We start from the raw sequence: 22407 nt of genomic DNA on the forward strand, positions 1-22407 counted from the left end.
GTACCGCCATACGAGTCCGCCTTTCCCTCAGGGCGAAGCCGTTCGTCGGCCGCGTGCTAGGTGAGCTCCAACCCGCCGTCGACGGTGAGGATCTGACCGGTCAGCCAGGTCGCGGCGGGATCGGCCAGGCGCAGGATCCACGTGGCCACCTCGTCGGGTTCGCCGCGGCGGCCGAGCGGGATGCGCGCGGCCTCGTCGAGCTTGATCTGCGCAACGACGGTCTCGGGCAGACCGGCGGCGGCCAGAGCCTGGCTTTCGGTGGGGCCGGGCGCCAGGGCGTTGACGCGGATGCCCTCACCGGCCAGTTCCAGGGCCCAGCTGCGCGTGAGCTGTTCGAGGGCGGCCTTGGAGGCGGCGTAATGGGCGGCGCCGGGCAGCGGACGGTGACCGTAGGTGCTGGAAACGTTGACGATCGTGCCGCGTCTCACCCGCAGGTACGGCAGAGCCGCCCCGGCGAGCAGGCTGGGCGCGGTGACGTTGAGGGCGAACAGGTCGGCGATGCCGTCAGCGGTGACCTCGCCCAGCGGCATCACCTTGGTGGCGCCCGCGTTGTTGACCAGCACGTCCACCCCGCCCCACAAGCTGATCGCGGCGTCGATCACGCCCTGAGGCGCGTACGAATCGCGCAGGTCGGCGGCGTGCACGGCGATCCGCGGATGGCCGGCGGCGGTCTCCTCCAGCGATCGGCCGCGGCGGGCGACGCCGAGCACATGAGATCCGGCGCGGGCGAAGGCGCGGGCCGCAGCACGGCCGATGCCCGACCCGGCGCCGGTGACGATGACCACCTTGCCGGTGAAGTCCGCGTCGAGGTGTTCCTTGAGATCCGTGTGCGGCCGATCGTGCACCACGCCCCCTATGTTCGTTGTTCGTGAAACATCGAACAAGGTAGCATGGGTGATCGTGAAGCAAGCAAGCCATCCCAGCCCCGAGGAGATGACACTCGTCACGGTGATGGGCGCACTCAGCGACCCGATCCGCGTCGGACTAGTACGCATACTGGCCGACGGCCGCGAACGAGGCTGGGGCGAACTCCGCGCACCCATCGCCAAATCGACACTCAGCCACCACCTACGCGTCCTACGCGACGCCGGCCTCACCCGAACCCGCCAGGAAGGCACCCGCTGCTTCGTCGAACTACGCCACCACGACCTGAACGCCCGCTTCCCCGGACTCCTGGACGCAGTGCTGGAAGCGGCCCACAACGACGACGTCGGCGCCCACGTCACAGTAGCCGGCGACCCACAACCCACCTGAACCACACCGCACCACCGCGACCATCATCACCTCGTAAGAAGTGACGCAGCCGAGCACATCTACGGTGGTCGGCATGAGCAACCTGCGAAGCGCGGCCGCCGCCATGATGACGCTCACCCTGCTGACCGCCGCATGCGGCACCACAACCCGCGACGAGCCGGAACACGCGGCCACGGACACCTCCGTGTCCACGGCAACCCCGCCGACCTCACCCAACGGCAGGACCGAGGAGACAGGCAAGGCCACCACGCCCGCCGCACTGCGCTTCACCGCCCAGACACTGGACGGCAAAACCTTCCAGGGGGAAAGCCTCGCCGGCAAGCCCATCGCCTTCTGGTTCTGGGCACCCTGGTGCCCCACATGCCTCTCCGACGCACCCGCCGTCAAAGCAGCGGCCACCCAGCACAAAGACGTCACCTTCATCGGCATCGCCGGCCTGGACACCGAGGCCGCGATGAAGGAATTCGTCCAGCGCACGGACACCAGTGATCTCGTCCACCTGTCCGACACCAAAGGCGCCGTCTGGACGAAACTCGGAGTCAGCCAACAGTCCACCTTCGTCTTCATGAAACCGGACGGCTCACTCCAAAAGGCATCCGGACCACTCGGCCAGGACGGGCTGGAGAAACACCTTCGCACACTGACCACCCAGTAGACGCCGTGACCACCCTCACCCAGACGCCCCTGGCCCTGGCGCTCACCGCCGGCATGGTGGCCGCCTTCAACCCATGCGGCTTCGCCATGCTCCCGGCCTACCTCACCCTCCTCATCAACGACAAGCAGACCCGTCCCATCCGCCGGGCACTCGTCCTGGCAGCCGCGATGACCGCCGGATTCGTCACCGTCTTCGGCCTGTTCGGACTGGTCGTGACCATACTGGCGGTATCGGCAGGCAGCCACCTGCCATGGGCGACCCTGGCCATCGGCGCAATCCTGGTCGCACTGGGCCTGTGGTTGCTGTCCGGCCGCGAGATCATGCTGCGCCTCCCAGGGCTCGCCACCGGCCGCCCCACCACCTCACCACTGTCCCTGTACGGCTACGGCCTGTCGTACGCCGTCGCCTCCCTGTCATGCACAGCCGGACCGTTCCTGGCCGTCACCTCGGCCGCACTGTCCGGACAAGGAATCGGTGGCGGGGCCGCGGCCTTCACCGCGTACGCGCTGGGCATGGGCCTGATCATCGCCATCCTGTCGCTGGCGGTCGCGCTGGCCCGCGCCGCCGTCGTGACCCGGCTACGGCGACTGCTCCCATACGTCTCCAGAGCCAGCGGCGCCCTGCTCACCCTCGCAGGCCTGTACGTGCTGTATTACGGCTGGTACGAACTACGCGTCTTCGCCGGCCAGAACGCCGACGACCCGATCGTGGGCACCGTGACCACAGCACAGACCACCATCGCCGGCTGGGTGACCGAACTCGGCCCAGGACGGCTCGCCCTCGCGCTCGCCCTTCTGCTCGCCCTCGCGACGCTCATCCTGCGCACGGCACGCCGCCGCGACCCAGCCCGCTGAACGACTGGACTCTCCCCACACAGTGAGACCCCATGCTGAGGACTCCAACCCGGGCAACCATCCCCGCCCGGCCAGCCGACGATCCCCCAGAAGGGACCCATGACACCGCAACTGGTCCACCACGACCCCACCACCTGCCTCAACGTCACCGGCATGGGCGAACCCGGCGGCACCGAACACCTCTCGGCCATCCGAGCCCTCCACGCCGTCGCCGCCGCCATGGGCGGCCCAGCCGGCCCCCTCGAAGGCCGTTGGTGGGTGGAGGACACCACCCTGCCGCCACTGGAAGTGCCCCGCGACCAGTGGCGATGGCATCTACTGCTGCCCCTGCCCGACGTACCCGAACCCGGAACGGTCGAGGCGGCGCGCGAGCAGGCCCGCGCGTCCGGCGCCGCCGTCGACCGCGTCCAGGTGGTCGTCTTCACCGAGGGCGAGTGCGTGGAGCTGCTCCACGAAGGGCCCTACAGCGAGGAGAAGGTGTCGCTCGACGTGATGGACGCCTTCATGGCCGAGCACGGCCTGGTACGCAACGGCCTGCACCACGAGATCTATCTGACCGACTTCACCGACCCTGAGCCCAAGACTCTGCTCAGGCAGCCGGTTGCGCGACGATAAGCCCTTCTTCTTGTTGAATGTGCACGGGCGAAGCCCGTTCCATTGTTGATCTTTAGGTTTTTGTACGGCCCCGACGCCTTTACATTGTAGATTCATAAGGAGTCGTCCAGTCGGCGAGCAGGCGCAGGGCCTGCTCGGTCGATGAGCCCGGCTCCACGTTGTACACGCACAACGTCTGGTCGGGGTCCCCCGGAGGCTGCAGGGACTCGTACGAGAAGTGCAGCTCCCCGACCAGCGGATGATGGTAGTGCTTGGAGCCGTGCGTGCGCCGCAGCACCCGATGGTCGTTCCACCAGGCGCTGAACTCCGGGCAGCGCAACGTCAGCTCCCCCACGAGGTCGGCGAGCCGGCGGTCCCCGGGGTAACGGCCGGCTTCGAGCCGCAGCATGGCGACGGTCTCGGCGGCGATGCGCTCCCAGTCCCCCGTACGCTCCCGGGCGGCGGGATCCAGCAGGTAGTAACGGGCGAGATTCCGCTGCGGGACCGGCAGGGCGTCGAAGTCCGTCAGGACGGTCCGGGCCAGGCGGTTGGCGGCCAGAATGTCCGTACGCCGCCCCACGATGAACGCGGGCACATGGTCGAGCGTCCGCAACATCAGGTGAAGCCCAGGCCGGACGCGCTGCGGGCTGACCGGCGCCCGCCGGGCCGGCCGGGTGAGCAGGTCGCTGAGGTGCTCACGCTCGGCGAGGTCGAGTTCGAGCACCCGCGCGAGCGCCTCGACGACCTCGGGCGACGGGTTGCCCGCGCGGCCCTGTTCGAGGCGCGTGTAGTACTCGGTGCTGACCCCGGCCAGCCGGGCGACCTCGTCGCGGCGCAGCCCGGGCACCCGCCGGGCCCGGCCGTCGGCGGGGAGCCCCGTCCGGTCGGGAGTGATCCGGGCACGTCGGGAGCGCAGGAAGTCGGCGAGCTCGCGGCTACGGTCCATGCCTCCCATTGTCGCCGGACGGCGACCGGCGGACCGCGCCGCGGGTGGCCCTGTCAGTACCTGCCTCCCGGGAACCTGCCTGGTCAGGGCGCGTCCGAGCCCTCTGGCGAGGGGTCACGGGGTGGTGTGCTGAAGAGGCGGCACTCCCGCACAGGAACCCGGAAAGGACGCACCTCTCATGACCACGCACACCTTCGCCCGTCCCCTCGCCGGCCGCGTCGCGGTCGTCACCGGAGCCTCCAGCGGCATCGGCGAGGCCACCGCCGAGCACCTGGCCGAGCTCGGCGCGCACGTCGTCGCCCTGGCCCGGCGCGCGGAGCGCCTGGACGCCCTGGTCGCCCGCGTCACGCGGGCCGGCGGCCGAGCCCTGGCCCTCGCCGCCGACGTGACCGACGAGGCGGCCGTGCGCGCGGCCGCCGAGCGCGTCGCGAACGAGCTCGGCGGCGCCGACCTGCTGTTCAACAACGCGGGCGTCATGCTGCCCGCCCCCGTGGAGGAGCTGGCGACCGACCAGTGGCGGCACCAGATCGACCTCAACATCACGGGACTGATGAACGCCATCGGGGCGTTCGTCCCCCAACTGGTCAAGACGGCCGCCGAACGCGGAGTCGCCGACCTGGTCAACACCTCGTCGATCGCGGCGCAGAACATCTTCCCGAACTTCGCCGTGTACTCGGCGACCAAGGCGTACGTCACCCACCTGTCCCGGCACCTGCGGACCGAGCTGGGGCCGAAGAACGTCAGGGTGTCGGCGGTCGAGCCCGGCATCGTCGGCACCGAGCTGCAGGACCACGTCACCGACGAAGGGGCGCTGGCCTGGCTGGAGGGGTCGAAGCAGGCGATGGAGTGGCTGACGCCGCAAGACGTCGCGCATGCGATCGGGTTCCTCGCGAGCCTGCCGCCCCGGGCGAACCTCCAGCAGGTCACCATCATGCCGACCGGCCAGGCGAGCTGACCCGGCGGCAAGGGCAGGGGCCGGCCGGGCCTTGAGGACCAGGGAAGAAGCCCGGCCGGCCCCTGCGGGCGGGCGTTGACACCTCCCAGCGTCGCTCGTCACCCAGAGTGACGTCAAGGCAGGGTTATGTCACCCGCCGTCACGAAGCGTCACCGGACGCGGGCCAGGAACACGTACTCGCGGCCCGGCCGGTCCGGGGCGTCGCGGACCTCCTCCACGACGTATCCGTGCGCGTCCAGGTCCTGCTCGACCTCCTCCCGCTCCCGGAACCGCAGCGTGGACTCCGACGTCAGCACCGCCCCGTCCGCGGCGAACACCCACGTCCCGCGGAAGGTGACCAGCGGGCCGCTGACGTCGAGCAGGTCGAACCACTGCTCGACCCGGCCCACGCCCTCGACGTCGGTCACGTGGTGGGACTCCGCGCGGTTCCACCCCAGCCACGCCCGGCGGGCCGGCACCCGTGTCTCGAACACCAGCCACCCGCCCGGCCGCAGCGCCCGGCGCACGCCGTCGAGGGTGGCGGCCCAGTCGTCCGGCTCGACGATGGCCTGGGCGACGTTCGCGGTCATCGTGGCCAGGTCCGCGGCCATCGGCGGCAGCGCGCGGGCGTCGCCGTGGATCCAGCGCACCCGCTCGGCGCCCGGCTTGGCGCGGGCGACGGCCAGCGACGCCCCCGCCGGGTCGACGCCCGTCACCTCCAGGCCGCGCCCGGCCAGCATCAGCGCGAACGTCCCGGTGCCGCAGCCGACGTCCAGCACGGTGCGCGCGCCCAGCTCGGCCGCGATCGCCGCGTAGACGTCGAGGTCAGAACGGTCGGGGTCGAGCGGGTCGTACACGGCGGCCAGCCGCGGGTCCTCGAACTCCTCTGCCATGCCGCGACCCTAGGCACAGCGCCGGATGCGCCGCCACCGGATAAACGTCCGCCCGTGCACCGGACCACCGGTCCGGCGGGACAGAATGGGCGCATGACACGTGCGGTGTACGTCGCGGCGGGCGAGGCGGAGAGCAACAAGGGCACGGTCGCCCTCGGCATGGTCGAGCTGCTGTCCCGGCAGGTGGGGGCGGTGGGCGTGTTCCGGCCGGTGGTGCGGGCCGGCCGCGAGGACAACCTCATCAACACCGTACGCAGCCGCTTCCAGCTCGGCCTCCCCTACGACGCCTGCGCCGGGGTCACCTACGACGAGGTGCACGCCGACGCCGACCGCGCCGCCGGCGACATCGTGGCCCGCTACCGCGAGCTGGCCGGGCGCTGCGAGGCCGTGGTGGTCGTCGGCACCGACTACACCGACGTGGGCGCGCCGACCGAGTTCGAGTTCAACGCCCGGCTCGCCGCCGACCTGGGCACGCCCGTGCTCAACGTGGTCAGCGCCAGGAACCGCACCGCCGCCGAGGTGGCCGCCGCCGTGGAGCTGTCGACGCGGCAGCTCGTCCACCACCACGCCCGCGAACTCGCCGTCGTCGTCACCCGCGCGGACGAGCCGGCCGGGCTGCGCGACGCGCTGAAGCACCCGACGCCCGTGTTCGTGCTGCCTGAGGCCCCGTCCCTGCGCGCCCCGACCGTCGCCGACCTGCTGCAGGCCTGCGACGGCCGGTTCTTCCTCGGCGATCGCGAAGGGCTCGGCCGCGAGGCGAGCGGGCTCACGGTGGGCGCGATGTCGCTGCCCAACATCCTCGACCGCTACATCGAGGGCACCGCGCTGATCATCCCGTCCGACCGGGCCGCCGCGCTGCTGCCCGGCCTGATCGCCGCCCACACCTCGCCGGGCTTCCCCTCCCTGTCCGCGGTGATCATGACCGGGGGCACGGAGCTGCCCGCCCCGGTCGAGCGCCTGCTGCGCGGCATGGTCATCCCCCTGCCGGTGATCGCCACCGACCACGACACGTTCGACACCGCGACCCGCCTGTCGGCCGTCGAGGGCCGCTTCACGCCCGCCGCCGCGGGGAAGATCGACACGGCGCTGCGGCTGTTCGCCGAGCACGTGGACGGCCAGGTGCTGCTGGACCGGCTGGCCATCGCCAGGACCGACGTCGTCACGCCGCTCATGTTCGAGTACGAGCTGCTGGACCGGGCGCGGGCCCGCCGCCGCCGCATCGTGCTGCCCGAGGGCGAGGAGCCGCGCATCCTGCGCGCCGCCGAGGTGCTGCTGCGCCGCGGCGTGGCCGAGCTGACCCTGCTCGGCGACCGCGAGCGCATCGCGGCGCAGGCGGCCCAGCTCGGCCTGGACCTGGACGGGGCCGCCGTGATCAGCCCGTTCGACCCCGAGCTGCGCGAGCGTTTCGCCCGCGAGTACGCCGCACTCCGCGCCCACAAGGGCGTCACCGTCGAACTGGCCCGCGACGCCGTCACCGACGTGTCCTACTTCGGCACGCTCATGGTGCACCTCGGCCTGGCCGACGGGATGGTGTCGGGGGCCGCGCACACCACGGCGCACACCATCCGGCCGGCGTTCGAGCTGCTGCGCCTCGGGCTGGTCTCCAGCGTGTTCTTCATGTGCCTGGCCGACCGGGTGCTGGTGTACGGCGACTGCGCGGTCAACCCCGACCCGGACGCGGCCCAGCTCGCCGACATCGCGATCGCCTCCGCCCGCACGGCCGCGCTGTTCGGGGTGGAGCCGCGGATCGCGATGTTGTCGTACTCGACGGGCGCCTCGGGCGCGGGCGCGGACGTCGACAAGGTGCGGGAGGCGACCGAGCTGGTGCGCAGCAGCCGCCCCGACCTGCCGGTGGAGGGCCCCATCCAGTACGACGCCGCCATCGATCCGGCCGTCGCCCACGCCAAGATGCCCGGCAGCGAGGTGGCCGGCCGCGCCACCGTCTTCGTGGTGCCCGACCTCAACACCGGCAACAACCTCTACAAGGCGGTGCAGCGCAGCGCCGGCGCGGTCGCGGTGGGACCGGTGCTGCAGAACCTCCGCAAACCGGTCAACGACCTGTCCAGGGGCGCGACGGTCGCCGACATCGTCACCACCGTCGCCATCACGGCCGCACAGGTGCGCGACGACGTCCCCGCCGAGCCCGTGACGAGCGGCGCGGACGTGGCACTCTCCCCCGGTCCCGGCCGATGAGCGCCGGTCCACGGCCCACCGCGGTGCGCGCCGCCACGGACGCCGACATGCCCGCCGTACGGCGCATCGCCCGCCGGTTCGGGCTGCTCAGCGGCTGGCCGCAGGGGGCGGACTTCCTGGACGCCGAGCGCGCGTTCGGCACCCTCCTGATAGCGCCGGGCGGCAGCGCGGCTTCCGACGCCGCTTCCGGCGAGGACGCCGCCGGGTTCGGCGGGACATTGCGCCGGGCGGATCTCACCCACCTCGGCGACCTGTTCGTGCTGCCCGACCGGCAGTCCGGCGGCGTCGGCCGGGCCCTGCTGGCCGAGTTGCTGGCCGGCGACGGTCCGAAGGTGACCTTCGCCAGCTCCGACCCCCGCGCCCTGGCCCTGTACGTCCGGCACGGGCTGCGTCCCTGGACCCCGCTGCTCTACCTGACCGGCCCCGCCGCGCCGCTGCCCGCGCCGACCGTGCGCGCGGCCCGGCCGGAGGAGATCGCCGACGCCGACGCCCGCGCCTCCGGCGGCGCCCGCCCCGGCACCCTCGCCTGGTACGCGGCCCAGCCGGACGTCACCCCGCACGCCACCGGCGCCGGCGGTTACGCCTTCGCCCGCCGCCTGGGCGACGGCGCCCTGATCGGCCCGGCGGGCGGCGCCACGCCGGGCGAGTGCGCGGACGCGGTGCTCGGCGCCCTGGCCGCCACCGGCGCGCGGACCGGGCGGATCGCCGTCCCCGGCCCGCATCCCCTCGTACCCCTGCTGCTGGGCGCGGGCTGGCGCATCGCCGACCAGGACACGTTCATGGCCGACGAGGCCGCGCTCGCCCGCCTGCGCCCCGACCGGTACGTCCCCCACCCCGACCTAGGCTGAGCCCTCGCCGGACCTCCTGGCCGGCGGCCGGGGAAAGGCGTCGCGGTGCGGACCGTGGTCGGGGTCGAACTCGTGCCGGATGCGGGCGCAGTCCTCCAGCAGCGAACCCTGCAGCGTCCGCAGCCGGTCGTCGCGCGTCCGGCCGAACATCGACAGCGAGACGTGCTGCTGACGCTCGCCCTCGCGCAGGGCCGCCCGCAGCTCCCGCAGGTCCTCCTCGCGTCCCCGGCCGAGCTGCAACCGCCCGAACGTGCCGAACAGCCGCGACAGCGCGTCCAGCTCCTCGGCCAGCGGGCGGGGAACCTCGGCCGCCTCCTGCGCCGGCAGCCCGCGTACGCCCGACACGAGGTCCGCCAGCCCTCTGGCCACGCCCCTCAACTGGTGGCAGGCGTGGTCCAGGCAGGTAGCGGCCTCGGACACCTGCCGCAGCCGGCGGTCGTAGCGGCGGCGGCGCGGCGACAGGCGTACCGACTCCTCCGCCTGGTCACTCGCCTGCTCCGTCTGCTCCAGGCGCCGCGACAGGTCCCTGGCCCGCTCCAGCCAGTCCTCGGCCACGTCCTTCCCCAGGCCGGAGCGCAGGCCGTCGGCCATGTCCTGGGCCAGCTCCGACAGCTCGCCGGACAGGTCGCCGAGCTCCCGCAACGCGTTGTCGACGAAGCGCGGCGGCAGGATCAGGTTGGCGGCGATGCCGATGACCGCGCCCAGCAGCACGTCGCCCAGCCGGGCGAAGCCGTAGGTCTTGCCCAGCGCGAGCACCAGCAGCGCCGTGATCGGGATCTGCACGTTGCGTTCCGGCAGGTTGAGCAGGCGGGTCAGCACCAGGCCCGCGAGCACGAGCACGCCCAGGGTCAGGGCGTTGACGCCTATCAGCCAGATCAGCGTCGTCGCCGCCGCCATGCCGACGAAGACCGCGCCGACCTGCTGCACGCCGCGTATCACGGTGTCGTACGCGGTGGCGGAGATCGTCAGCAGCACGCCGATGGGCACGAGCACCGCCAGATCGACCTTCAGCACGTACGCGGCCAGCCACCAGCCGAACACGCACGCGACCGTCACCTTGATCGTCTGGATGAGCTCCTCGCGCTCCGCCGCCAGCCAGCGTCTGAGGCCGTGCCGGTGGATGTTGGCGAGCGCCGCCGCCCCGCCCCGCATGATGCGGCCGAGCGGGGAACCTCGGTCGTCGCGCCCCCGTCCCGGTTCGGTCTCCATGTCCGTCCCCTGCCCAGCAAGTCCGCCTGATAGAGACCGGTCTGTCTGGGTAGCGGCAGGACGGAGTCACCAGGACACGGGAGTCGCGCATGAGGACGTTAGTCGGAGCCGAGCGGATGGCGGTCACCGAGGGCTGGGCGCCCGGGGACCGGCTTCACCTGTTCAACGTCGGGCCGCGCAACGCGGGCGTCGAGCTGACCTTCTGCGCGGAGGGCCGGCCGCCGCTCGGTCCGTACCGGACGGTCGTGCCCGCACAGCGGCACCACGCGCTGTCGCTGGAGGAGCTGGCCGGGCCCGCCGTCCTGTCCCCCGCCATCGCGTACGCGGTCGTGATCGTCGCCGACGTGGATGTGCTCGTCGATCTGACCCGCGACACCCACGAGGCGAGCCACCGCCCGGCGGCGTGAGATCCGGGCCGGCGTTTGACGCAATCTTGCCGATCCGGCCGGGCGTTGTCACACGCTCCGGCCGGCGGCGAGCGGCTACTGTCCCTTGATCATGGGAAAGGGTAATCGCATCAGACGTCAGCGCAGGCGGCTCGAGCAGCACGAGCCGGCGCGAACCCCGCCGAGGACGGGCGCGGAGGACGTGACGTCCTCCTCCGCCGAGTTCCTGACACGCCTGGACGCGTACCTGTCGGAGAAACCGGGTGAGCAGCCCGGCTCGCACGACTGCGGCGAGGGCGGCGCGCCCGCCGCGGCGGCCATGCCGGAGGTGCTCGCCGCGCTCGCCGACGGGCGGGAGCTGCGCACGCGCGACCTGGCGGCGGCCGTGCTCGCCGGGCGCGGCTGCACTTGTGACGTGCGGCCGGAGTTCAGCCAGGCGCTGCTGGACCTGCTCAAGGGCGACGGGCGGGTCCGGGGCACGTTGCGGCGGCCGTCGTACTGGTGGCGGGCGGAGCCGGAAGCACTGAGCTAGCCGGGGACCGGGGCGAGGCGTGGGAGCACGTACTCGCCCACCCGGTACGCCTCCTCCAGATGCGGCCAGCCCGACAGCACGAACTCCGACACTCCCCCCTCGGCGTACTGCCGCAGCAGCGCGGCGACCTCGGCGTAGGAGCCGACCAGCGCGGTGCCCGCCCCCTCGCGGACCAGCCCCACCCCGGCCCACAGCCCAGGATGGATCTCCAGGTCGCGGCTGGAGCCGGCGTGCAGGTCCACCATGCGGCGCTGCCCGACGGAGTCGTAGCGGGCGAAGCGGCGCTGGGCCGCCTCGACGCGGGCCGGATCCATGCCGGCGAGGAGCCGGTCGGCCACGGCCCACGCCTCGGCGACGGCGTGCGGCGGCTCGCCCCACATGAGGACGACGTCGGCGTGCCGGGCGGCGACCTGCTCGGCGGCCGGCGAGGCGCCGCCGAAGTAGAGCGTGGGCGCCGGGTCGAGCGGCCGGGCCAGCCCGCCGCGCTCGACGTGGTAGTGCTCGCCGTGGTGGTCGAAGGGCGTGCCCGCCCAGGAGCGGCGCAGCACGTGCAGGAACTCGCCGGTCCTGGCGTAGCGGGCGTCGTGGTCGAGGAAGTCGCCGTAGGCGCGCTGCTCGACGGGGTCGCCGCCGGTGACGACGTTGAGCAGCAGCCGCCCGCCGGAGATCTCCTGGAACGACTGCGCCTGCTGGGCGAGCGCGGCGCAGACGATCCACGGATCGGGGCAGCCCGCGCCGATGGGGGTGAGCGCGGCCGGCGTTAACGAGGTTCCCGCTGGTCAGCGAGTCGAGCCTTTCGCTGCCTCTGAACGCGGCCAGCGCCAGCTTCGGTTCGGTTTCACAGCGCGACTATGATCAAGCGCTGAACATCACCTACGGGCCGATCGCGGTCAAGGGCGTGCCCGCGCTGGAGCGGTACCGGCTCGGCTACGTCGACCACACCTACCTGCGCGCCGACAACTACGGCGCGGCCAACCCGCACCTGATCGCCAAGCAGGCCGGGATCGGTTTCGCCCAGGCACTGGGCGGCGGCCTGGTCGCGGCCATCGACGGCATGCGGTTCGTCGTCCCGGTGCCCTCGGCGTACGCCCGGCCGAATAAGAAGTATTTCGGGCCGAAGCGCGGAATAACCTGGCTGAATATGATCAACGATCAGGCGTTCGGGATCGCGTCGAAAATCGTGTCTGGCACCGACCGGGATTGCCTGCACGCGCTAGATGTCATTTTCGGCTCGGGCAAGGGCCGCCGGGCCGATGTGATTGTCACCGATACCGGATCTTACAGCGATCTGGTATTCGGGCTCGCGCATCTGCTGGACAAGGAGTACCGGCCCGCGCTGGCCGATCTGCCTGATCAGAAGCTGTGGCGGGTGCAGGCCGACGCCGACTATGGGGCGTTGAACGCGCTGGCGCGCGGGCGGTTGGACCTGGGCAAGGTCGCCCGCTGGTGGCCGGACATCCTGCGTCTGGTCGGCTCCATCTACACCAGCGCCGTCAACCTCTACGACGTGGTGCGGATGCTGCAACGCGACGGCCGGCCGACCGCGATGGGCGAGGCGATCAACATCTACGGCCGCATTTACAAAAGCGTGCATGTGCTGGCGCTGATCGACGATGAGGGCATGCGGCGCGGCATCAAGGGCATCCGCAACCTCCAGGAGGGCCGCCACGATCTGGCGCAGAAGGTCTTCCACGGCCGCAAAAGCCAGGTGTTCCAGCGATACTACGAGGGAATGGAGGACCAATTGGGTGCGCTGGGCATTGTTCTGAATTGCCTGGTGCTGTGGAACACCGTCTACATCGATGACGCTTTACGTCAGCTGCGCGTGCAGGGCTATCCGGTGCTGTATGACGACATCGCCCGGCTCAGCCCGTTCATCAGGAAGCACATTAATGTGCACGGCCGGTATTCCTTCCAGCGGCCGCAGTCGGGCGGCGGGCGCTGCGTGAACCTGACGCCGACGACGCCAACGATGAGGACTGACGGCCAGCAGGAGATGAACGACCCTGTCAGTGGCGGATGACGGGCATCATCGGGGGTGCCTGCGCCGGACCGCGGCGCCCTGGCCCCTGGCCGGGCGGGTAGCCGGTAGGCCCCGCAGCGGGTGTTTGCCGGCGACCGTGCGATGGTGGCCGAGGACATCGGGGGGCTGCCAGTGCACGTTGGTGGCCCAGTGCAGGCGTTCGAACAGGCTGATGAGCGCGGCGGAGGGGTCGATCTGGCGGGGACCGAGGCCGTGCCGGGCGCAGTTGGGCTGGCTGTGGTGGCCGTTGTGCCAGCTTTCGCCGAAGGACAGCAGGACCAGCGGCCACAGGTCGGTGGAGCGGTCGTGGCGGCGGGTGGTGTGCGGCCGCTCACCGATCATGTGGCACAGGGAGTTGACGCTCCAGGTGACGTGCTGCAGCAGGGCGATGCGGACCAGGCCGGCCCAGATGAACGCGGTCAGCCCGCCGTACAGGCTGCCGCTGATCGCCCAGCCCGCCGCGAACGGCAGCAGCAGGGAGGCGGCGCACCAGGCGGGGAAGGCACGCGAGATGCGCAGCATGACCGGATCGTTGCGCAGCAGGTCGGGGGCATACCGTTCGGCCGAGGTGGGTTCGGCGGAGAACAGCCAGCCCAGGTGGGCGTGGGCCAGGCCGCGCAGTTGCCCGCCGAGGCCGGTGCCATAGCGGTAAGGGGAGTGCGGGTCTCCCGGTTGGTCGGTGAAGGCGTGGTGGCGGCGGTGGACGGCCACCCAGTCGATGAGGTTGCCCTGGAAACTCATCGATCCGGCCACGGCCAGGACGACGCGCAGCCACGGGCGGGCGGTGAAGGAACGGTGGGTCAGCAGCCGGTGGAAGCCGACCGTCACCCCCAGCCCGGTCACCACGTAGAAGACGGCGGCCAGCAGCAGGTCGGTGAGAGTGATCCCGCTTCCCCACGCCAGCCAGATGCCGGCGCCCAGCGCGAGGAACGGCGCGATGACGATCGCCGCGGTCAGCGTCACCGGGACGATGCCGGCCCGCGCTGGCGCGGCGGGGCGGGGGAACGGCGCATGACCGTCATAGCCCGCCTCGGCGGCGGTGCGGGTGGCGGTCGGCATGCCGGTCACGCCGTGACCGGGAAGCGGCGGTCCAGCCCGGTGATGCGCAGCAGCCGGGCCACGCGCGGGGGAACGCCGGTCAGGGACAGCGTGATGCCTCGTGTCCGGGCACGGCCTTGCACGCCGACCAGCACACCGAGCCCGCCTGCCCCGCAGAAGGTGACCTGGGACAGATCCAAGATGAGCAGGTCGGTGCTGTGATCGAGGGTGTTGATCAGCCGGCGGCGCAGCCGCGCTGTGGTGAAGATGTCGATGTCCCCCGACAGATGCACGAGGGTCGGCGCCGAGGCGCTCGTCCCGGCGAGCGGGGCGGTGTCGATGACGGTCATGGAATGTCTCCTCACGGGAGAAGCTGAAAGGTGATGAGATGCCTGCCGGCCGGAGATCGGCCCGCCGCCAGTACGGGCGGTGCCAGGACCGCTCGATCCGGCCGGCAGGCGGCACGGGGTCATTCCGACGTTGTCGGCCGTCCCGTGGATGGCCGCGCTGCCTGCCCGATGATCGACCCGCCCTCGTCTTCCCAGCGGGCCGAGCCATCGGCCGTGGCACGCGGGGCGGGGTCGGCGGGCAGGTGCGCGAGGGTGAGGATGGCGTCGATGCTCATGCCGCCGATGTCCTGGGCGGTGAGCTTGAGTGTGGCCTCGGCGGCACCGGCGGCGGTGCCCGAAGGGACGATCAGCAGGACGACCGGCTCGCCGGCGGCGAAGCTGAGAGTGATTACCCGCGGATCGGTGTGGCGGAACCAGCCGATGCGGACCTGCCGCCCGCGTGCCGGGATGCGGCGCGGGATGTTCTGCCACACATCGCCATGCAGGCCGATGCGGAGCGTGACCCGACCCAGCAGCCGGTCCACGGCGGCGATGAGGCCAGGCAGTTCGGCGGCCGCGTCACAGGAGGAGGGCCACCAGGCCCCGTCCACCACAGCCAGCCGATTCTGCACTGGGCGGAGACTGAGCCGTAGCGCGGAATCGACCCGTGGGATCGCGGGCGAGGTGGAGCTGAGCGGTGCAGGTTGAGAGAGAAGTGCCGGCGTCATGGTCGCCTGACCTGTCCAGGCCTCCGAAGAGGCCGGTGATGATTCGCCGGGGGCGACGCCGACCTGAATGCCAACGCTCGAGAAGTCCTCGGTGTTTTCAGTCTACCTCCTACTTCCGGAATCACATAATTCCGGAAGTAGACTGGGTGGGTGACTTCCGGAAACACGCCCTCAGAGATCACGCAACCGGCCGGACCAGCTTCCGGAAACACACGCCGGTCGCGGGCCGTGCCGCTCACCGCCCCGCACGCCGCCGTCCTGGCCGACTACACCGCCGCACTCGCGCACGCCCCGCTGGCCGACTCCACCAGGACCAAGTACGCCTCCCGGCTGCGCGGCTACCTGGCCTGGCTGGCCGACCAGGCCGACGCCGGCGCCCTGGACGGCGACCCGCTCACCGACCCCATCGCCGCCACCGGCGCCGTACGCGACTTCCGCCGGCATCTGAAGAACGCCCGCCGCGCCCCCAACACCATCGACACCTACCTGTCGGCCATCGACGACTTCTATGCCCGCCGCGGCCTCGGCAAGCCCCAGGCCCGCCGCGAACGCGACACCCGCCGCACCGCCCCCCGCGCCCTGGACGCCCGGCGCACCCGCCGCTACATCCGCCACGTCCAGCTCACCGCGTCCCCGCGCGACAAGGCCATCGCCCTGCTGCCCTACTACGCCGGCCTGCGCATCTCCGAAGTCGTCGGCCTCGACCTGGCCGACGTCCGCCTGTCGGCCCGCAAGGGCGAACTACGCATCCGCGGCAAGGGCCGCGACGGCGGCAAGATCCGCCTGCTGCCCGTCCACCCCGACCTGCGCCAGGCCCTGACCGACTGGCTGGCAACTCGCACCGACTGGAAGGGGGCCGGCACCCACGCCGCGCTGTTCCTCAACCACCGCGGCGGACGCCTGAGCGACCGCGCCGCCCGCGACATCATCACCGGCCTCGGCGACGCCGTCGGCCTGGGTGACGACCCCACCGAACCCTTCAGCCCGCACGTCCTGCGCCATACCTTCGCCACCCAGCTCATCCGCGACGGCAAAGATCCCATCCTGGTCGCCGAACTCCTCGGTCACGGCTCGCTGGACACCACCCGCCGCTACGCCCTGCCCACCGAAGCCGACAAGGAAGCCGCCTTGGACGCCCTCATCACCGACCATTGACCACCAGCTTCCTGTGCGTCGACACGGAGTCTGACGTTTATCACGTCTGGGGGCGCGAGCGAGATGGGACCGCGCTGACCAGTGGGAACCCCGTTAACGCCGGGTTCCGTTCCAAATCTCTCTGACCGCCGAACCCGGCCTGCTCGGCGGCCCGGCCCACCTGCGTCAGGTACGCGAGGCTCGCCGGGCGGCCTGCCGGGCGGAAGGCGTCGGTCGTGGTGATGGCCGAGCGCACGTCGTGGCCGTCGCCGGTCGTCGGCAGGAACCAGTGAAAACGGAGCATCCGGACTACCTCGCCTCTTTCACGTCGTCGGTGTCATCGTCGGCCGCGGCCCGGCGCACGGCCAGCGCCACGCTCTCGCGCACCGCCGGGAAGTCGGGGTGGGTGTGCGGGTCGGGCGCGTGGGGAAGGGCCGAGCGCTGGTCGAGCAGGACGCGGCCGGGCCGCCTGCTCATCACGATCAGGCGGGTGCCCAGGTAGACCGCCTCGTCCACGCTGTGCGTGACGAACAGCACGGTCGTGCCGGTGGCCTGCCAGAGACGGCGCAGCTCCTCCTGGAGGCGTTCCCTGGTGAGCGCGTCCAGCGCGGCGAACGGCTCGTCCATGAGCAGGATCGCCGGGCCCGGGGCGAGCGCGCGGGCGATGGCGGCCCGCTGCTGCATGCCGCCCGACAGCTCGTACGGCCGCCGCTCCGCCACGTCGCCGAGCCCGACGAGCTCCAGCAGCCCGGCCGCCCGCGCCCGCCGCTCCGGCCCCGGCACGCCCGCCGTCCGCAGCCCGAACTCGACATTGCGCCGCACGTTCAGCCAGGGGAACAGCCGCGGCTGCTGGAACACCACGCCCCGGTCGGGCCCCGGCCCCGTCACGGGCGCGCCGCCCACCTCGATCCGCCCGGCGGTCGGGGCCGCGAACCCGGCGACCAGCCGCAGCAGCGTGCTCTTGCCGCAGCCGGACGGCCCCACGACGGCCACGAACTCGCCCGCCCCGAAGCCGCCCGTGATGCCGCGCAGCGCCTCGACGGGCGCGGCGCGCGACCAGCGGGAACGCGGCCGGTAGGTGAGCGAGACGCCGTCGAGCCGCACGCCCGCCGCCGTGCGCGACCCGCCGGTCAGCTCATCCGCTGAACGCATCACGCAGGTCCTTCGTGGCCAGGCCCTTCTGGAAGACCGTGAGCTCGGGCACCGACGGCAGCTTGTTCTGCGCGTCTGGACACCCGTGCTCGGCGAGCTGCGCAAGACCGGCAGGACGCTCGTGACCAGCAAGGAGCTGGCCGGGCTCACCGAGTCCGACGTCACCGTCGTCGACCCATCAGCTCGTCGAGCTGCGCGGCGGCCTCGTCCGGAGTGAGGTGGAGCCGCCGGACATCCAGGCCGCCTGGACGCGCGGCGACATCGACGCCGCCTAAGGCTGCGCCAGCAGGACCGGGCCGTCAAGCTGGTGCGCTCCGACAAGCAGGCCGCCGCCGCGGCCGTCGGCCGCCAGCTCATGGCCGGCTGGAGCGCGGCGAGCAGGCTGTAGTGGGCGATCGAGGCCCTTGAGGAACGTGGCGGCGTCGCGCAGGTTCTCGGCGAGCTTGCCCGGCTCGTCCGGCGTGCCGAGATAGCCGGGCCCGGCCTGCTCCTTGCCGTCGAGCAGGAAAGTCGAACTTGATCCAGGTCACCTTGGTGTCGGGCAGCTCGCTCTCCAGCCAGCGCTGGTCCTTGACGACGAGGTCGCCGTTCGGGATGAGCTGGTAGCCGATGCGCAGCTCTTCGGGGCTGCCGTCGGCGTTGGCGCCGGCGTCGACAGCGGCACTCGAACAGGCGGCCAGGCAGAGGGCGAGCGCCAGGGCGGGGACGAGGCGGAGTTTCATGGGCTGGTGCCTCCGGTGGTTCATGCCTTGCCGCGCCAGGGCACGAGCGGCGCTCGGTGGATTGCAGGAGGGTGTCGATGAGCAGCCCGGAGGCGCCGATGACGAGCAGGCCGAGCACGACGACGTCGGCGATGCCGTAGAGGCTGCCGAGCGCGATCCGCCGCACGCTGGCCAGCAGGTGCTCCGACAGCAGGTAGCCGCCGTAGCCACGCTGCCCGTCGTGGACGGAGGAGGTGAGCAGGAACTGCTGCCACACCGAGCCGGGCGACGGCACGAACACCTCCGGCCAGAGGTGGGCGACCGCGACCGGCCGCGCAAGCTGCGGCGACGCCGCTTTCACGACACGGCGAACCCCGAGAACAGCGCCAGGGCGAGCGCGAGCGCCACCACCACGTTGACCACGGTCGCCGCCGCGAACACCGCGACCGGCCGCCAGCCCGCCTCCCGCAGCGAGGCGACCCGGAACTCCAGGCCGATGCTCACGAAGGCCAGGATGAGGAACCAGGTCCGCAGGTCGTTCGCCACCCCGATGACCTCCTTGCCGTGCCCGGCGGTGACCGTGGTGAGATACCAGGTCGCCAGCACGGAGGCGGCCACGAAGCCGAGCACGAACTTCGGGAAGCGCCGCCACAGCTCCCCCGCGCCGGGCCGGGGCGCGTCCGGCCGCCGGTCCACGCGGAAGGCGAACCAGGCCGTCAGCGCCACCACGACGACGCCGATGAGCGCGTTCTGGGTGACCTTGACGATGGTGGCGATGGCCAGCGCGTCCTCGCCGGCGAGCGCGCCGGCGGCGGTCACCGCGGCGGTGGTGTCGATGTTGCCGCCGATCCACGCGCCCGCGACCTCGGGGCTCAACCCGAGCAGCGAGGCCAGCGCGGGCAGGACGAAGATCGACGGCAGCGCGAAGGCGATCACCAGGCTGGCGCTGTAGGCGAGCTGCTCGCGCTTGGCCTGCACGGCCCCGGCCGCCGCGATGGCGGCGCTGACCCCGCAGATCGACACGGCGGACGACAGCAGCGCCCGCAGCCGGTCGTCCAGCCCCAGCCTGCCGCCCAGCCACCAGGTGAACAGGAACACCACGCTGATCAGCACCAGTGCCTGCGCGATCGCCGGCCCGGCCGCGGTCACGATCACCTTGAGGTTGATGGACGCGCCGAGCAGCACGAGCCCGGTCTTGATGAAGAACTCGGTGCGGAACCCGCCCGACAGCCGCTCCCGCAGCCCGGCCGCGGTGAGCACGGCGTTGCCGAGCAGGCCGAGGACGATCGCGTACACGGGGAACTCGATGGCCTTGGCCAGGCCCGAGCCGGCGAACCAGGACGGGACGTTCTGCTCCAGGAAACGGGTGGCGGCCCCGAGCAGGAGGACGGCGAGCACGCCGAGCGCGCTCCACTGCCACGTGCGGGTCGTGGCGGCGGCGGTCCCGGCGGTCGTCACGGCACCAGGCCGGGCGGGATGACGCCGGCGAGGACGAGGACGAGCAGGGCCAGGCCGAGGAGGGTCGCCGCCCAGTCCTCGTTGAACGCGGTACGGCTCTCAGGAGGTTCTTCGCGGGTGCTCATGGGGTCAGGACACCACGGAGGATCAAACCCGTCAAGACCTACTAATTTAGTGGGTTAATGAGGTGATCAGGCGGCGACCGTCTCGTCCTCCAGCGAGGTCGCGCCCTGCTCCCAGCGCCCCATCACGTGCTCCGCCCACAGCCGCTCGACGGCCAGGGCGCACGCCGCGCCGTACAGGATGTCGCCGGTCAGCGCCGGCTCCTGCGTCGCCAGGCCGGTGCACAGGTCGTGCGCGGCGATCTGCTCGTGCACGGCGTCGGCCTGGACGTGCTCGTCGTAGAAGCGGGTGGCCTCGGCGTCCCCGCCGAGCCTGCGCAGGGCCGTGGCGTAGCGGCGGTTGGGCAGCGACGAGGTCATCTCCAGCGCGGCGAGGTGCCCGGCCAGCGCGCCACGCAGCCGCCGGTGCAGCCCGAACAGCGACATGACGTTGGAGACGGCCAGCGTGATGCCCGGCACCCGGCCCAGGTAGGCGCCGTAGGAGGCGTCCAGGCCCAGGGCGGTCATGGTGGTGCGGAACAGCTCGGCGTGCATGCGCTCGGCGCTGCCGCCGCCGTACTCGTCGGACTGGACCTCCACCAGCGCGGCCTTGGGCCGGCCGTGCAGGCGCGGGATGCCCCAGGTGTGCGGGTCGGCCTCCTTCAGATGGTAGATCGAGCGGTGGACGACGAACTCGCGGAACCGGTCGAGGTCGGCCTCGCGCTGGAGGTACGCCGCCAGCCCCGGCCCCTGCTGCTCGTCGTGGGCGACCAGTTCCTTCAGCGCCCGGCGCACCTGCTGGGGCGGCACCGGCGCGGGACGCGGCACGGCGTCCGCGAGCGCGCCCTCCATACGGCGTTCGAGCTCGCGCCGGAAGCCCAGGAGCGACGGCTGCCACTCCCAGCGGTCGTCCACGCCGTCGAAGCCGCGGTAGTGCAGCTCGTAGCAGGCGAACAGGGCGAGCTGCAGGTCGCCGTCCGCCAGGGCCGTGGCGCAGGGGCGCGGTGTCGCCGGCGGCGGGTCCAGGTCGGCGGGCGGCCCCGCGAGCCGCTCGAAGAGCTCAGCGGTGATGGGACCGCGGGCGGCGGGCAGGCGCATCGGACTCCGCTGCCCGGGGCCCCGAGGTCCAAACCGCGCGCCCCGGCCAGCGCGGCGGTCGCGGGCCGGGCGCGGCGGGCCCGCGATGATGGGAGGGAAGATCACGATGACAGGAGCCACGCATGCAGATCGGTGTCGTCTTCCCGCAGTCCGAGATGGGCGCGGACCCGGGCGCCGTGCGCGCCTACGGCCGGCGCGTCGAGGAGCTGGGCTTTCGCCATGTGCTCGCCTACGACCACGTCGTGGGCGCCGACCCGGCCGTGCACGAGGGCTGGAGCGGCCCCTATGACGTGCACACCACCTTCCACGAGCCGATGGTGCTGTTCGGCTACCTGGCCGCGCTGACGTCGCTGGAGCTGGTCACCGGCATCATCATCCTGCCGCAGCGGCAGGCGGTGCTGGCCGCCAAGCAGGCGGCCGAGGTGGACCTGCTGACCGGCGGACGCTTCCGCATGGGCGTGGGTTTGGGCTGGAACCGGGTCGAGTACGAGGCGCTCGGCGCCGACTTCGGCACCCGCGGCAGGCGGATCGAGGAGCAGGTCGCGGTCATGCGCCGGCTCTGGTGCGAGCAGACGGTCACCTTCGAGGGCGAGGACCACCGGGTGAGCGGCGCCGGGCTCGCGCCGCTGCCGGTGCAGCGGCCCATCCCGGTCTGGTTCGGCGCGCAGTCGCCCCCGGCCTACCGGCGGGCCGGACGGCTGGCCGACGGCTGGTTCCCCCAGATGCTCCCGGGGCCGGAGCTGGACCAGGCCAAGGCCATGGTCGAGGAGGCCGCCGCGCAGGCCGGCCGCGACCCGTCCGAGCTCGGCATGGAGGGCCGGGTGCGGTGGAGGGGCGACGCCGGGGCGCTGGTGGACGTCGCCGGGCGCTGGCGGGAGGCGGGCGCGACGCATCTCGCGATCGACACGATGGGGGCGGGCCTCGGCCCGGTCGAGGGACACCTGGACGCCCTGGAGGAGGCCGCCGCCGCGCTCGGACTGGAACGCGGCTGAGAGCAGACCGGCGCGTTACCTTGGCCGCCCGTCATGGGGATTTCGTGACCGGGGAATGACGCAGGTCAGAGGGGTGTTGTACCGTCCAGTGAGCGTGGCCGCGACCTCAGCCGTGGAGCGAGTGACCACCGGACCGCGCTCACCTGCGTCCGCATCGCGGGCGCCGCGTACGATCCCACTCCCACCGCGGGCCTTCGATGCCCGCGGCCGCTGAATCCGCCGTCGAGGCGGAACCGGGGACCCAATCTCGACCGGGGTGAATCGGCACGTCCATGTGCCGTAGGGCAGCTTCCGCACGCCCGAACCCGTCAGCTAACCCGGTAAGCGGCACGGAAGCATAAAAGGAGCAACACCC

The 22407-nt window shown here is 72.2% G+C and carries 26 protein-coding genes, 1 pseudogene and 1 riboswitch; of the genes and pseudogenes, 13 read left to right on the forward strand and 14 right to left on the reverse strand.

Annotated elements, in window-relative coordinates:
* Positions 1-56: 56 nt before the first annotated feature.
* Positions 57-848, reverse strand: coding sequence for an SDR family NAD(P)-dependent oxidoreductase (locus BMW85_RS24375; protein ID WP_245775035.1), 792 nt, complete (start codon positions 846-848; stop codon positions 57-59).
* Between the two features lie 52 nt (positions 849-900).
* On the opposite strand from BMW85_RS24375, the gene BMW85_RS24380 reads away from it, so the two are divergent.
* From BMW85_RS24380 to BMW85_RS24395, 4 genes are all read left to right on the forward strand, one after another.
* A complete protein-coding gene (locus BMW85_RS24380) occupies positions 901-1254 on the forward strand; it encodes an ArsR/SmtB family transcription factor (protein ID WP_177240855.1) in 354 nt (117 codons plus the stop codon).
* A 73-nt stretch (positions 1255-1327) separates the two neighbouring features.
* The gene (locus BMW85_RS24385) at positions 1328-1909 is read left to right on the forward strand and encodes a redoxin domain-containing protein (RefSeq protein WP_143082389.1); all 582 of its coding nucleotides are present in this window, start codon (positions 1328-1330) and stop codon (positions 1907-1909) included.
* Between the two features lie 5 nt (positions 1910-1914).
* On the forward strand, positions 1915-2763 hold the full coding sequence (locus tag BMW85_RS24390) for a cytochrome c biogenesis CcdA family protein (RefSeq protein WP_245775036.1): 849 nt from the start codon (positions 1915-1917) through the stop codon (positions 2761-2763).
* A 99-nt stretch (positions 2764-2862) separates the two neighbouring features.
* Positions 2863-3378 carry a GyrI-like domain-containing protein gene (locus BMW85_RS24395; RefSeq protein WP_091085516.1) on the forward strand — a complete coding sequence of 172 codons (516 nt, stop codon included), beginning with the start codon at positions 2863-2865 and terminating at the stop codon, positions 3376-3378.
* 79 nt (positions 3379-3457) lie between these two features.
* Here BMW85_RS24395 and BMW85_RS24400 read toward each other — a convergent pair whose 3' ends face one another.
* The gene (locus tag BMW85_RS24400; RefSeq protein ID WP_091085519.1) at positions 3458-4303 is read right to left on the reverse strand and encodes a helix-turn-helix transcriptional regulator; all 846 of its coding nucleotides are present in this window, start codon (positions 4301-4303) and stop codon (positions 3458-3460) included.
* 178 nt (positions 4304-4481) lie between these two features.
* On the opposite strand from BMW85_RS24400, the gene BMW85_RS24405 reads away from it, so the two are divergent.
* Positions 4482-5258: an SDR family oxidoreductase gene (locus tag BMW85_RS24405; protein ID WP_091085522.1), complete on the forward strand. Its 777-nt coding sequence runs from the start codon at positions 4482-4484 to the stop codon at positions 5256-5258.
* A 149-nt stretch (positions 5259-5407) separates the two neighbouring features.
* Here the strand turns inward: BMW85_RS24405 and BMW85_RS24410 are convergent, their stop codons facing one another.
* Positions 5408-6130: a class I SAM-dependent methyltransferase gene (locus BMW85_RS24410; protein ID WP_091085526.1), complete on the reverse strand. Its 723-nt coding sequence runs from the start codon at positions 6128-6130 to the stop codon at positions 5408-5410.
* 93 nt (positions 6131-6223) lie between these two features.
* On the opposite strand from BMW85_RS24410, the gene pta reads away from it, so the two are divergent.
* Positions 6224-8323, forward strand: a complete 2100-nt coding sequence (gene pta, locus BMW85_RS24415; protein WP_091085528.1) for a phosphate acetyltransferase — start codon at positions 6224-6226, stop codon at positions 8321-8323.
* Positions 8320-9171 carry a GNAT family N-acetyltransferase gene (locus BMW85_RS24420; protein WP_143082390.1) on the forward strand — a complete coding sequence of 284 codons (852 nt, stop codon included), beginning with the start codon at positions 8320-8322 and terminating at the stop codon, positions 9169-9171. The genes pta and BMW85_RS24420 overlap by 4 nt, the downstream gene beginning before the upstream one ends.
* On the opposite strand, the gene BMW85_RS24425 is transcribed toward BMW85_RS24420, so the two are convergent.
* Positions 9163-10380 (reverse strand): FUSC family protein, encoded by a 1218-nt coding sequence (locus tag BMW85_RS24425; RefSeq protein ID WP_091085533.1) that lies wholly within the window; start codon positions 10378-10380, stop codon positions 9163-9165. The two genes, BMW85_RS24420 and BMW85_RS24425, sit on opposite strands and share 9 nt — an antisense overlap.
* Before the next feature lie 89 nt (positions 10381-10469).
* Here BMW85_RS24425 and BMW85_RS24430 point away from each other — a divergent pair, with 89 nt between their 5' ends.
* Positions 10470-10787, forward strand: a complete 318-nt coding sequence (locus BMW85_RS24430) for a sensory rhodopsin transducer (RefSeq protein ID WP_143082391.1) — start codon at positions 10470-10472, stop codon at positions 10785-10787.
* A gap of 91 nt (positions 10788-10878) precedes the next feature.
* Positions 10879-11298, forward strand: a complete 420-nt coding sequence (locus BMW85_RS24435; protein WP_143082392.1) for a hypothetical protein — start codon at positions 10879-10881, stop codon at positions 11296-11298.
* On the opposite strand, the pseudogene BMW85_RS24440 reads toward BMW85_RS24435, so the two are convergent.
* Positions 11295-12053 (reverse strand): annotated as a pseudogene (locus BMW85_RS24440) (LLM class flavin-dependent oxidoreductase); the annotation flags it as partial. The gene BMW85_RS24435 and the pseudogene BMW85_RS24440 sit on opposite strands and share 4 nt — an antisense overlap.
* Before the next feature lie 113 nt (positions 12054-12166).
* Between BMW85_RS24440 and BMW85_RS24445 the strand changes: the two are divergent.
* Positions 12167-13321 (forward strand): Tn3 family transposase, encoded by a 1155-nt coding sequence (locus BMW85_RS24445; RefSeq protein WP_281249605.1) that lies wholly within the window; start codon positions 12167-12169, stop codon positions 13319-13321.
* Between the two features lie 6 nt (positions 13322-13327).
* On the opposite strand, the gene BMW85_RS24450 is transcribed toward BMW85_RS24445, so the two are convergent.
* The 3 genes from BMW85_RS24450 to BMW85_RS24460 all read right to left on the reverse strand — a co-directional run bounded on the left by BMW85_RS24450 (position 13328) and on the right by BMW85_RS24460 (position 15416).
* The gene (locus BMW85_RS24450) at positions 13328-14380 is read right to left on the reverse strand and encodes an acyl-CoA desaturase (RefSeq protein ID WP_091086314.1); all 1053 of its coding nucleotides are present in this window, start codon (positions 14378-14380) and stop codon (positions 13328-13330) included.
* 5 nt (positions 14381-14385) lie between these two features.
* Positions 14386-14709 carry an STAS domain-containing protein gene (locus BMW85_RS24455; RefSeq protein ID WP_091085545.1) on the reverse strand — a complete coding sequence of 108 codons (324 nt, stop codon included), beginning with the start codon at positions 14707-14709 and terminating at the stop codon, positions 14386-14388.
* A gap of 119 nt (positions 14710-14828) precedes the next feature.
* Positions 14829-15416 carry a DUF5994 family protein gene (locus BMW85_RS24460; RefSeq protein ID WP_245775037.1) on the reverse strand — a complete coding sequence of 196 codons (588 nt, stop codon included), beginning with the start codon at positions 15414-15416 and terminating at the stop codon, positions 14829-14831.
* A gap of 228 nt (positions 15417-15644) precedes the next feature.
* On the opposite strand from BMW85_RS24460, the gene BMW85_RS24465 reads away from it, so the two are divergent.
* The gene (locus tag BMW85_RS24465; RefSeq protein ID WP_245775038.1) at positions 15645-16571 is read left to right on the forward strand and encodes a tyrosine-type recombinase/integrase; all 927 of its coding nucleotides are present in this window, start codon (positions 15645-15647) and stop codon (positions 16569-16571) included.
* A gap of 40 nt (positions 16572-16611) precedes the next feature.
* Here BMW85_RS24465 and BMW85_RS49680 read toward each other — a convergent pair whose 3' ends face one another.
* Positions 16612-16854, reverse strand: coding sequence for a hypothetical protein (locus BMW85_RS49680; protein WP_091085549.1), 243 nt, complete (start codon positions 16852-16854; stop codon positions 16612-16614).
* A gap of 5 nt (positions 16855-16859) precedes the next feature.
* A complete protein-coding gene (locus BMW85_RS24475) occupies positions 16860-17702 on the reverse strand; it encodes an ABC transporter ATP-binding protein (protein WP_091085551.1) in 843 nt (280 codons plus the stop codon).
* 85 nt (positions 17703-17787) lie between these two features.
* On the opposite strand from BMW85_RS24475, the gene BMW85_RS52025 reads away from it, so the two are divergent.
* Positions 17788-17919: a hypothetical protein gene (locus BMW85_RS52025; RefSeq protein WP_281249600.1), complete on the forward strand. Its 132-nt coding sequence runs from the start codon at positions 17788-17790 to the stop codon at positions 17917-17919.
* Between the two features lie 136 nt (positions 17920-18055).
* On the opposite strand, the gene BMW85_RS49685 is transcribed toward BMW85_RS52025, so the two are convergent.
* The 4 genes from BMW85_RS49685 to BMW85_RS24490 all read right to left on the reverse strand — a co-directional run bounded on the left by BMW85_RS49685 (position 18056) and on the right by BMW85_RS24490 (position 21060).
* Positions 18056-18424: a hypothetical protein gene (locus tag BMW85_RS49685; protein ID WP_091085553.1), complete on the reverse strand. Its 369-nt coding sequence runs from the start codon at positions 18422-18424 to the stop codon at positions 18056-18058.
* A gap of 336 nt (positions 18425-18760) precedes the next feature.
* Positions 18761-19861 carry a YeiH family protein gene (locus BMW85_RS24485; RefSeq protein WP_177240863.1) on the reverse strand — a complete coding sequence of 367 codons (1101 nt, stop codon included), beginning with the start codon at positions 19859-19861 and terminating at the stop codon, positions 18761-18763.
* Positions 19858-19986: a hypothetical protein gene (locus BMW85_RS52030; RefSeq protein ID WP_281249601.1), complete on the reverse strand. Its 129-nt coding sequence runs from the start codon at positions 19984-19986 to the stop codon at positions 19858-19860. The genes BMW85_RS24485 and BMW85_RS52030 overlap by 4 nt, the downstream gene beginning before the upstream one ends.
* Positions 19987-20052: 66 nt before the next feature.
* A complete protein-coding gene (locus BMW85_RS24490) occupies positions 20053-21060 on the reverse strand; it encodes an iron-containing redox enzyme family protein (protein ID WP_091085556.1) in 1008 nt (335 codons plus the stop codon).
* A gap of 122 nt (positions 21061-21182) precedes the next feature.
* Between BMW85_RS24490 and BMW85_RS24495 the strand changes: the two genes are divergently transcribed.
* Positions 21183-22052 carry an LLM class F420-dependent oxidoreductase gene (locus tag BMW85_RS24495; protein ID WP_091085559.1) on the forward strand — a complete coding sequence of 290 codons (870 nt, stop codon included), beginning with the start codon at positions 21183-21185 and terminating at the stop codon, positions 22050-22052.
* A 198-nt stretch (positions 22053-22250) separates the two neighbouring features.
* Positions 22251-22393, forward strand: a riboswitch (cyclic di-AMP (ydaO/yuaA leader).
* Positions 22394-22407 lie beyond the last annotated feature (14 nt).

The sequence above is a fragment of the Nonomuraea wenchangensis genome (assembly GCF_900111685.1).
Lineage (GTDB): Bacteria > Actinomycetota > Actinomycetes > Streptosporangiales > Streptosporangiaceae > Nonomuraea > Nonomuraea wenchangensis.